The following is a 346-nucleotide window of genomic DNA, read 5'->3' as shown; positions in this document are numbered from 1 at the left end:
CCACCAGGCGCAAGCCTGGCCGTCGAGTCATGCCAGACTTAGTAGGCCGCAGATTCACCGCTGATAGGCCGAACCACGTCTATGTAGGCGATATCACCTACCTGCCGTGTAAGGGCGGCAAGAACATGTACCTGGCCACGGTCATCGACGTCTACTCGCGCAAGCTCGTCGGCCATGCACTCGCCGATCACATGCGGGTATCGCTGGTTATCGAAGCTTTATCTCATGCAAGGAAAGTCCGTGGAAGTCTTAAAGGGGCAATTTTCCATTCTGATCATGGCAGTGTGTACACCTCACAAGCATTTAGGGACCACTGCACCCAGCTTGGTGTTCGCCAATCCATGGG

Annotated in this window: 1 protein-coding gene; it reads left to right on the top strand. The window is 55.2% G+C overall.

What is annotated here, in order from left to right:
- The coding region (locus HMPREF2604_RS01295; protein ID WP_141746405.1) for a DDE-type integrase/transposase/recombinase at positions 1-346 on the top strand (346 nt) is incomplete at both ends.

This window comes from Corynebacterium sp. HMSC055A01, from assembly GCF_001809405.1.
Taxonomy (GTDB): domain Bacteria; phylum Actinomycetota; class Actinomycetes; order Mycobacteriales; family Mycobacteriaceae; genus Corynebacterium; species Corynebacterium hesseae.
Note: the sequence above shows the minus strand (reverse complement) of the source record. Positions and strands in the feature narration are given on the sequence as shown.